This is a genomic window from Methanospirillum sp. (assembly GCF_028679455.1).
Lineage (GTDB): Archaea > Halobacteriota > Methanomicrobia > Methanomicrobiales > Methanospirillaceae > Methanospirillum.
Window position 1 is genome coordinate 1 of sequence record NZ_JAJRBM010000059.1, and the last position, 7,362, is coordinate 7,362.

The 7,362-nt window shown below is 45.6% G+C and carries 5 protein-coding genes and 1 tRNA gene; 1 reads left to right on the plus strand and 5 read right to left on the minus strand.

Translation table 11 applies throughout. The features are described 5' to 3' along the window. Positions 1-255: 255 nt before the first annotated feature. Both LUQ50_RS01940 and LUQ50_RS01945 read right to left on the minus strand, forming a co-directional pair. Positions 256-340 (minus strand) — tRNA-Leu (locus LUQ50_RS01940). Between the two features lie 181 nt (positions 341-521). Further along, positions 522-2,192 carry an AMP-binding protein gene (locus LUQ50_RS01945; RefSeq protein WP_300035374.1) on the minus strand — a complete coding sequence of 557 codons (1,671 nt, stop codon included), beginning with the start codon at positions 2,190-2,192 and terminating at the stop codon, positions 522-524. 200 nt (positions 2,193-2,392) lie between these two features. Here LUQ50_RS01945 and LUQ50_RS01950 point away from each other — a divergent pair, with 200 nt between their 5' ends. Next, entirely contained in the window at positions 2,393-2,947 is a 555-nt protein-coding gene (locus LUQ50_RS01950) for a TATA-box-binding protein (RefSeq protein ID WP_300035376.1), read from the plus strand. 22 nt (positions 2,948-2,969) lie between these two features. On the opposite strand, the gene LUQ50_RS01955 is transcribed toward LUQ50_RS01950, so the two are convergent. The 3 genes from LUQ50_RS01955 to LUQ50_RS01965 are packed head-to-tail and all read right to left on the minus strand — an operon-like array spanning position 2,970 to position 7,257. Beyond that, positions 2,970-5,672: a DEAD/DEAH box helicase gene (locus tag LUQ50_RS01955; RefSeq protein ID WP_300035379.1), complete on the minus strand. Its 2,703-nt coding sequence runs from the start codon at positions 5,670-5,672 to the stop codon at positions 2,970-2,972. After that, positions 5,650-6,405, minus strand: a complete 756-nt coding sequence (locus LUQ50_RS01960; protein WP_300035382.1) for a metallophosphoesterase — start codon at positions 6,403-6,405, stop codon at positions 5,650-5,652. Before LUQ50_RS01960 ends, LUQ50_RS01955 begins: the two co-directional genes overlap by 23 nt. Before the next feature lie 12 nt (positions 6,406-6,417). Next, positions 6,418-7,257: a hypothetical protein gene (locus tag LUQ50_RS01965; protein WP_300035385.1), complete on the minus strand. Its 840-nt coding sequence runs from the start codon at positions 7,255-7,257 to the stop codon at positions 6,418-6,420. Positions 7,258-7,362 lie beyond the last annotated feature (105 nt).

Genomic DNA, 7,362 nt, shown 5'->3' on the forward strand with positions numbered 1-7,362 from the left:
CTTGGAGTTTTCAGGATGATAAGTGCGATATTTCATACCGATACACACCCCCTCAGCGTGATTGGTTGAAACGAAATAAATACATCTGATTTTTACTTTTTTTTAAATTTGTCTGATCGCGTAAGGCAAATGTATTTTTCATTTTGACCTTTTTGAAATCTTGCTCCAAAAAACAGGCCAGCAGACCCATTACGGTAATATCTGGCATACAATGTAAAATGCGTTATTGCTAGAATATTATAATTTCAATAAAAATGCGAGGGAAGGGATTTGAACCCTCGAACGTCTGCACGACTAGGCCCTGAACCTAGCTCCTTTGACCTGGCTCGGATACCCTCGCACACAATAGTTACTAACACTTGTCATGGATTTGACTAACAGATATCCATAACCTGCCTGGATTCCATGAACCTATCTTTTTAGACCTGATTCAACGATCTTCGCGCCTTAACAGGTGTGTGTTACCCGTAATTATAACTTTTGAATTATCAGAACTAAATCTGATAATTCCTGATTCAGGATTATTGTGATTGTTTATATCGCTGCATCTCCCGTTCACGAAGTTCTGCCCGTTTAATCTTCCCGGACAGAGTTTTGGGGAGTTCTTCCATATACTCGATCAACCGCGGATATTTGTACGGAGCAGTGACCCGCTTGACATGTTTCTGAATCTCACGTGTTAACTGATCTGATGGTTCATATCCGGGTTTAAGCACAATGAACGCTTTAACAAGCATCCCTCTGAGTGGATCAGGAGATCCGACAACAGCAGATTCCTGTACTGACACATGCTCCTGAAGCGCACTTTCCACTTCAAAGGGACCGATTCGGTACCCGGAACTTTTGATGACATCATCATTCCTGCCGACAAACCAGAAATATCCGTCATCATCCATGTAGGCCTTGTCCCCGGTGTAATAATATCCGTTTTGAAATGATTCGGCATTTGCTTCAGGATTATCAAGATACTCAGTCACCAGCCCTACCGGACGTGGATTAAGACTTATTGCTATCCTCCCCTCAATACCCGGCTCTACCTGGTTGCCATCATCATCATGGAGTTCTATCTTCCACCCGGGAGAGGGTTTTCCCATCGAACCTGGTTTATGAGTGATACAAGGGAAGGTTGCAATGCAGGCACAAGTCTCGCTCTGACCATATCCCTCATAGATAGGAAGGCCGGTCTCTTCCTTCCAGATCCGAATGACTTCGGGATTCAGGGGTTCGCCCGCAGATACGCAGTGACGCAGGGATCTCAGATCATACCTGGCAAGATCAGCGATGATCAGCATCCGATAGATGGTAGGCGGACAACAGAAAGTAGTGATCTCATACTTTTCAATCAGAGGAAGTAGTTCGGTTGCTTTGAATTTACCCCTGGCATCATAGATAAATAAACAGGCTCCTTCGATCCACTGACCGAAGATTTTTCCCCAGGCACATTTAGCCCATCCGGTATCTGAAGAGGTGAAGTGAAGATCATTGGAGTTGAGATCCTGCCAGAGTCGGGCAGTAACAATATGACCCAGCGGATACCCGTGATTATGTAACACCATCTTCGGTTCACCGGTTGTTCCAGAGGTAAAATAGATGAGCATCGGATCTGAAGAATGCGTTTTTTGCTGGAATGGCATGCTGATCGCAGAACGTGAAACAGGAGCAGGATATAATAATTCATACTGGTAACTGATCCAGTTGGGCAGTTCACCATCGATAAGCATCCGGTGTTTGAGAGAGGGGCAGAACCGACATATCTTCTCAACTTTATCTGAATTCTCAACATCAGTAATCAGCAGACTGAACTTGCCGGCATTAACCCGGTACTGGAGATCTTTAGGGGTAAGCATCGTTGGTGACGGACAGACAACAGCACCCAGTTTAATGAGGGCAATAACAAAGATCCACCATTCCGGAACACGGTGGAGCATAAGCATGACATGGTCACCTTTCTTGACCCCGTATTTGATAAGGATATTGGCTGCTTCTACCGAGAGGTTTCGCAGATCACGGAAGGTATATTTTTTTTCTACTCCTTCCTGGTTGACCCATATCATTGCCAGTTTATTACGGTCAATCTCAGCCCAGTGATCGATGACATCAAATCCAAAATTATAGAATTCAGGAACATCAATGGTAAAATCACGAACCGTATCCTCATATGAGGTCATCCGGTGTGGAATCTCCTGCTTCATATCTGATCATAGGTTAGTAAAGAAGAGTTAAGATACTATCAGGATGACGTACAAAGTTCTTATCAGGTATGAAGTATGAGAAGTTTAAATTGACACTTTATATATGAAATGCGATTCTGAATGAAAATCTGCCCGATATGCCTTTGTTCAGGACGAATCTCCATTAGTATTATGACAGGGAAGATCCCACCATATTTGCAATGGAAGAGAAACAATACGAATCCCTGAAGATTGAAAATATTGTCGCTTCAGGAGCTATCGCAGATTCTATTGATCTTCAGGTGATTTCAAATAACATCGAGAATTGTGAACTCAATTCCAAGCGTTTTCCAGGGGCAGTATATAGGATGCAAAACCCCAAGATCGCCTTCCTCATATTTTCATCAGGAAAAGTGGTTCTTACCGGTATCAGAGATACACCTTCACTTGAGACAGGCCTGAAACTTATCATCGGCAAAATGAAAGAAGTAGGAATTGCCTGTTACGACGAACCACGTGTTTCCGTTACTAACATTGTCTGTTCATACGATATCGGGAGCACGATTAATCTCAATAAAGTTGTCATGACATTGAGTCTGGAAAATATAGAATATGAACCGGAACAATTTCCAGGCCTGGTATACCGGATTGCAGACCCAAAAATAGTGGCATTACTCTTCTCTTCCGGTAAGATCATCCTGACCGGCGGAAAAACCATAGAAGATATCAAGTGTGGACTTGCGCTTCTGGAACAGAAACTCGGCAGCATTATGTAACCCGGGTTACCCCGGTTTTTTGTTATTGCCAGAACCGGTGGGTTCTGATAAAATTTCTCTCTGCTTTGAGTATTTCCCGGTACAGGGAATCTCCTTCTGTCCAGGTTGCCAGGATTCGTGATGCCGTATCAGGACCGACACCTTTCGCAGCGAGGACAAGTACTGCTTTCTTCCCACTTGAAAGAACAATATTTGCATTTTTTATGAGTCTGCGTTCTATCTCCTTCTCCTGTGCATTTTTGGTTTTTTTATTTGCCAAACCATACTGTTCTTCTTCATACGGTTTAAGGGCTGCAATGAGTTTCGCCTGACAATTACCACATACAGGGGAATCTGGAACACGATCGACTACAGTTCTGATCTTCCATTTTCTACAGTTCATGCAAGCAAGAATTACCTCCTGTTTTGCCAACCGGTGTTTGATCGTAGCAAGGACAGCCTGATCTGCAGTAGGTGGAGGAATCTGGTCACGATGAGAGAATATGCCGGATGCCCCAATCATACTTGGCGGACCAATGACCAGTTGAATCCTCTCATTCCTGATGCTGGCAACAATTTCGGAGGCATGGATAACATCCATATACCGTGAGAATAGTTCACGGTATGTTTCTGCCTGGATAGCCGGCATCGAAAGAAGTTCACTAAGCCGGTGCATGCTCAGCCGCTCATAATCCGCATCAGCGTCAATGGCACCAAACTTCTTGGCTATCTGTACAAGTTTCCATCTGAAAAGTGAAGTCCGTTTTAATGCAACTTCTAATATGGCACGAAGATGCCCTGGCTCAAGTCCAGCAATAATCTCCAGCACATCCCCTGCAACCACTTCCCTCGGAAGACGAAGGAGGATTCGGTATGCATCAAGTTCGATACCAACGGTAGTCCCCCATCGTGCAGATATCAGAATCGAAATTACTCTCCCGAACACTTCATTGGTCTGGTGACCAGCACACAGATTAATTACCACCCCTTCAGGAATTTGTTCGAGTGTGATGATATCATCAGTAGGAACGATTCCACGGTTGGTTTCTACCGCTTCCAGGTATGCTTCTGCATAACGGATTACTACTGGATCGGAGGAGTAATCACAAAACAGACGCGTTCTCCTGAGTGTTCCCACTTCTCTGGCAACTTCAAACGGGACCGGAATCTGTTCTCCTTCCCAGGAAGGAAGTTCCCCTTCAGCAGTCTTGGCAGGTTCGACGGTGATCTTTCCTTCTTCCATCTCAAGCACCCGCCAGAGATGCCCCCGGGCAATAAAAACCGCCCCGGTGTGGAGGTAGGTAACCACAAATGATTCATCAAGCGATCCGACGGTTCTCCTGGATACCATGTCGTAGATCGGAAACTTTCGTTCATCAGGGATCATCGAGAGATTATTAGAAAGATATTTGCGGGCACGGCCAGTGGTAATTACTCTTACTCCATCCTTTCGTATGATATAGTGTTCACTCAGCTGAGTTATCACCATGGGAACTATTGATGCAGCATCGGGACAGACCGCTGAACCTGAAAGAACGGTGATGATATCATCAGTAGGTATCTCGCCATATTCAACTGACATCGCCGCAATCTGGTTGGCAATGACATCACCAGCCTGGTAGGTTGGAACAACTTCTTCCACCTCCCCGGCAATTGCTCGCTTTGTGATCACCAGTGACTCAGCAAGGTCATCAAACCCGCTCGCAATTATTGTTCCCCGTGATACTCTACCAATCTGATGACCTGCCCTCCCTACCCGTTGTACGAGTCTGCTCACTTCACGTGGAGATCCAAACTGGATCACATGATCCACATGACCGATATCAATCCCGAGTTCCATTGAAGAGGTACAGATAAGAGCCCTGATGTCACCCCGTTTGAACCGTTCTTCAGCCTCTATTCTCACATCACGGGAAAGGGAACCATGATGAACATCAATTCCCCCATCTTTTATCAGATTCAATCCGAGTGATTCGGCAGTTGCCCGGGTATTAACAAAAATTAATGTTGGAGGCCCTTCTTTGAGATGGTGCCTGATCAGTCGAACCTGATCCTCAAATCGGTCTCCGGTCAATTCCACCGTGATGGCAATATGTTTGGTAACCGGAACTTCAACAATCGTAAACGGACGTATCCCGGTCATGAACCTTGCAACTTCTTCAGGATTACCGACCGTAGCAGAGAGACCTATCCGTTGAAACTCACCTGCATATCTGACCAAACGCTCAAGGGCAATGCTCATCTGTGCACCCCGTTTGGTACCGGCCAGATCATGAATCTCGTCGAGGATCACAAACCTGACCTGTTTAAGATGCTCACGAAGTCGACGACCCATGTAAATAGCCTGGAGGGTTTCAGGTGTTGTCACCAGAAGATCAGGGGGTGAGAGGGTCTGTTTCCTCCGTTCACTCTGGGTTGTATCCCCGTGCCTGACCCCCACGGTAAAGCCAAGCCGGTTACACCACCATTCCATACGATGGAGGATATCACGATTCAACGATCGAAGCGGTGTAATATAAAGGGTGGTAAATCCTTTTCCTGACCCTGCTCCTGAACTAAGCATCTGGTTAAAGACCGGAATCATGGCACTCTCTGTTTTCCCGGTACCGGTCGGAGCAATCAAAAGGAGATGTTCTCCGGCGATAACCCGTGGTATCGCACGTTCCTGAACCTCAGAAAATTCTTCAAATCCACGATCCGCTATACATGCGGAGATACGAGGATCAAGTACAGTCTTGACGCTCATACCGGATCAACGAGGAGAGATCCCCTCCATAGGTACCATCAGCAAGAAGACATTCAGCGGTCTCAATCACCACCGCACGTGAAAGAGGAGAGAACGGAGATCGAAACGTCTTCTCAATTCCATATCCTGAAAATTCATTAAATGCCGGAACCATCAGAAGCCTTGTTGTTTCATCTGTTTCAGGAGTATCAAATATTTCTGATCGTAATTCAGCAAGAACATAACAGGGAGACCGGAGGGCAATACCCACCTCATCAGCAAGGGACACAACAGGATGATGATGCCCGGCAAGGATCAGATGACCAGCAAGAGAGGGATCAGGGCGTGTATGTCCATGCAGTACCCCGAGATTATCAAGGAGTGAACCTTCTTTGGGAAGAAGTTCTTCAGGTTTTAAAAACTCCTCAATCCCGGGATCATGGTTTCCCGGAGTAACCCGAATGGTAGTATGTTGTCTCAGTTCAGAAAAAAGCGAAGGTAATTCCCGAAACTCCTGCCATGAGGTACCAGGAACCCGGTGCTTGACATCACCCAACATCAGGATGATATCAGGAGTGGAATCTTTTACCAGTTCCAGTAACCGAGAAGTCCGCTCCGCACCCCTGCTCTGTAGGTGAACCCCATGAATCCTAAGATCAGACTCAATCCCCATGTGAATATCTGCGACAACTAATATCCGCTGTTCACCGGTGACCATTAACGCCGGGCCTGCAGCAAAATATTCGATCTCCATGAGGTTCAGGAATCAGAGGATCTTCACAAATCCGGAAGATGGTTGATACAATTCATCTTCTGCAATGAGCACACGAATCGTATCTATCAAAAGGGTTTCAGACAAACCAGTTTTTTTTGCTATACCGGTCAGTTCTTGAACAGATATTCCCCGTGGCCCGGAGTGTTGTCTGACAAGTTCCATGACCTGTTCAGTTACATCATCCTTACCATGAGTATCTATATCGGTTCCGGATTCTTGATGTTCTACTGGAGCCCGGACCTGTTCTAATGCCCGATCCACAACACCGGCCAAAACCTGTAGTTGTCGTGAAGATATTTTATACCGGCTCATGAACCTTCGCTCTTCTTCGCTTGGTGATTCTTCTGAAAGCAATTTGTAAAGGCGTTGCAACCGGTCAATGGTACACTGTGATGTCTTGAGAATCCATTGATCCCGGGCCTTCCGATCAGAGGAATGAATAGTCTCAAGTACTAGTCGATACCCGGAGCTTCCTGGTGAGGTATCAATCTCAATTACCACGGTGACTGATACAAATGCAGGGGGAGTTATAGCATTGAGGACCGTTACCAGATCCTGACTGCGGGATCTGATGCTGATTACTAAAACTCCGGTAGGATCTGCGACCCGGATTATCCAACCGGTTTTATTATTTCGATTGATTTCAGTGAGTGCTCCACAGGAGTATAAACGAACAATATGAGCACCAGAAGGAGTGATAAGATCTGCAGCATGATGATCCCTCCTGATTATCAGATCGGTCTGTTGGATTTCAAGTGCAAATACCCGGATATATGGATATAAAGAGGAACCGGAATAGCCAGGGACCGTTATGGATGGTGAGTTAGACATAACATTGCGAAGATTAACATTATCACTTCTCACTTGAAAGATAGATACTTAGTGCAGTATGCGACATCCTGGTTTTTGAATAATATAATCATAATAACTCCAATC

What these genes read in the sequence shown, in the direction of transcription:
- LUQ50_RS01945 (WP_300035374.1), bottom strand. Translation starts at nt 2,192, where the DNA reads ATGAAGCAGGAGATTCCACACCGGATGACCTCATATGAGGATACGGTT.
- LUQ50_RS01950 (WP_300035376.1), top strand. Translation starts at nt 2,393, where the DNA reads ATGGAAGAGAAACAATACGAATCCCTGAAGATTGAAAATATTGTCGCT.
- LUQ50_RS01955 (WP_300035379.1), bottom strand. Translation starts at nt 5,672, where the DNA reads ATGAGCGTCAAGACTGTACTTGATCCTCGTATCTCCGCATGTATAGCG.
- LUQ50_RS01960 (WP_300035382.1), bottom strand. Translation starts at nt 6,405, where the DNA reads ATGGAGATCGAATATTTTGCTGCAGGCCCGGCGTTAATGGTCACCGGT.
- LUQ50_RS01965 (WP_300035385.1), bottom strand. Translation starts at nt 7,257, where the DNA reads ATGTCTAACTCACCATCCATAACGGTCCCTGGCTATTCCGGTTCCTCT.